General features: G+C 61.2%; 1 CRISPR repeat array.

Features of this window, described 5'->3' with window-relative positions:
* The first annotated feature begins 41 nt into the window (after nt 1–41).
* Nucleotides 42–2,687: direct repeats of the CRISPR family, unit length 28 nt; unit sequence GGCTCATCCCCGCGTGAGCGGGGAAAAC.
* Nucleotides 2,688–2,733 lie beyond the last annotated feature (46 nt).

The following is a 2,733-nucleotide window of genomic DNA, read 5'->3' on the forward strand; positions in this document are numbered from 1 at the left end:
GGGAAAACGAGGCAAGGGAACGGCCCCCCAAACAAAATACGGGCTCATCCCCGCGTGAGCGGGAAACTCCACCTACCCCAAGTCCACCCTCTTGAACATCGGCTCATCCCCGCGTGAGCGGGGAAAACTTGACAACGATGTCCCCAGGACACTCTGCTGGGGCTCATCCCCGCGTGAGCGGGGAAAACGGTTACGACTAGGAAGAAGTCGTATTTGCCGAAGGCTCATCCCCGCGTGAGCGGGGAAAACCTTGTTGGTAGCGTCACTAGCGTTTATAGCTTCTGGCTCATCCCCGCGTGAGCGGGGAAAACCTGTCTGAGCATTGGGAGGTGCTGGAGGCCGACGGCTCATCCCCGCGTGAGCGGGGAAAACTAAAGCGCGCCAGTCGGTTAGTACGCTTCGGCGGGCTCATCCCCGCGTGAGCGGGGAAAACTTGTTTCCACCAGCTAGCAGCAGCAAGCGGCAGGGCTCATCCCCGCGTGAGCGGGGAAAACCTCGATAGTTTCAAGAAGTTTCCCATACACCCCGGCTCATCCCCGCGTGAGCGGGGAAAACAGCCCGTAGACGCAGCGCCGCGCTGCGCCGTTGGGCTCATCCCCGCGTGAGCGGGGAAAACTGATCCGCCTGCAGCCGGTGCCTCACCATGAGCGGCTCATCCCCGCGTGAGCGGGGAAAACACGGCTTCAACCGTCCCAGTCAGGGAGTCGACCGGCTCATCCCCGCGTGAGCGGGGAAAACCTGACCCAGAGGCTTCACCTTAAAATCAGCGACGGCTCATCCCCGCGTGAGCGGGGAAAACCAGCCGTTGTCAATGAACTTGGGGATCACAGACGGCTCATCCCCGCGTGAGCGGGGAAAACCAGCCGTTGTCAATGAACTTGGGGATCACAGACGGCTCATCCCCGCGTGAGCGGGGAAAACTTCCAGCCCGTTCCGTAACGCATCAGCGCCCGTGGCTCATCCCCGCGTGAGCGGGGAAAACTCCACCTCTAGCAGCCGCTGATTTAGTGACTGAGGCTCATCCCCGCGTGAGCGGGGAAAACAAGCCACCCACACATTTTTGTACGGTAGCGACGGGCTCATCCCCGCGTGAGCGGGGAAAACCGCATTTAGACACAAGGCCGTTGCCATGGGGTCGGCTCATCCCCGCGTGAGCGGGGAAAACTAGCGCGAAATTTCGCCTATGAATGGAACCACAGGCTCATCCCCGCGTGAGCGGGGAAAACTCCAGTGCTAAAACACTGTGGCAGGCCCACACCGGCTCATCCCCGCGTGAGCGGGGAAAACTTCTTGTTCCTTTTCTACGAGGTTGACTAGGTAGGCTCATCCCCGCGTGAGCGGGGAAAACGTGGCAACGGCCCTAACGGTGTTGGCACCAATAGGCTCATCCCCGCGTGAGCGGGGAAAACTGTCCGTCCGACCACTGAGGGTGACCCGCATCCGGCTCATCCCCGCGTGAGCGGGGAAAACCTGATCCCTGAAAATCCGGTAACGGTAAAACAAGGCTCATCCCCGCGTGAGCGGGGAAAACGGGAGCTAAAGGCATCCTCAAGCGATAAGGATAGGCTCATCCCCGCGTGAGCGGGGAAAACTCCACACCAGGGACAAGCGTGTCCACCACCCAGGGCTCATCCCCGCGTGAGCGGGGAAAACGGTGGCGGCCTGCAGGTCTGCGAGGGTGTCGAAGGCTCATCCCCGCGTGAGCGGGGAAAACGCGCTGGTTTTGGGGTGGGGTGATGCGTCCGTGGGCTCATCCCCGCGTGAGCGGGGAAAACCGTCCCTTGAGATAGCGGACACAGGGCAGGGCAGGCTCATCCCCGCGTGAGCGGGGAAAACGACGGTTTCTTAGCGGCAGTAGCCATTTTCTAGGCTCATCCCCGCGTGAGCGGGGAAAACCTTGGCATAGCTACGGGGATAACGCCGGCACTAGGCTCATCCCCGCGTGAGCGGGGAAAACTGCAGGGCGGCTTGGTGTGCGTGCAAGGAACTGGCTCATCCCCGCGTGAGCGGGGAAAACCCCTAGCGTTATTACCTAAGGAAGTGATCGGGTGGCTCATCCCCGCGTGAGCGGGGAAAACCGGCGAAGCAATCCAGTCTCTAGACACTGATTCGGCTCATCCCCGCGTGAGCGGGGAAAACTAGGGCGCCCTGCAGGTATCAACGCTATTACTAGGCTCATCCCCGCGTGAGCGGGGAAAACGGGGTCATAGCTATTTGGGCGCGGTGAGTGCGCGGCTCATCCCCGCGTGAGCGGGGAAAACCGACCCCCATAGGTATCCCTGCGAGCGCCGCTCGGCTCATCCCCGCGTGAGCGGGGAAAACCCAGGATATATGAGGATGTCATCCGGGGATAGGGGCTCATCCCCGCGTGAGCGGGGAAAACCAAATGTAACTAATATATGCGAGATATTGGTCGGCTCATCCCCGCGTGAGCGGGGAAAACGCACAGGCCACGCGCTACACCGGGAGCCACAGAGGCTCATCCCCGCGTGAGCGGGGAAAACTGCTCTCGTAACTGTCTGTGAGCGCAACATTGGGGCTCATCCCCGCGTGAGCGGGGAAAACTCTATATAACGCCGGCTCAAACCTTATTAGCGGGGCTCATCCCCGCGTGAGCGGGGAAAACCATTACGCAGCTTGTAGACGAGGAAAACCGCGCGGCTCATCCCCGCGTGAGCGGGGAAAACGGGTATCTCCTTACGAGTGAGGTGGGGAAGAAGTCCGGCTCATCCC

This window comes from Actinomyces graevenitzii C83 (genome assembly GCF_000239695.1).
GTDB lineage: Bacteria > Actinomycetota > Actinomycetes > Actinomycetales > Actinomycetaceae > Actinomyces > Actinomyces graevenitzii.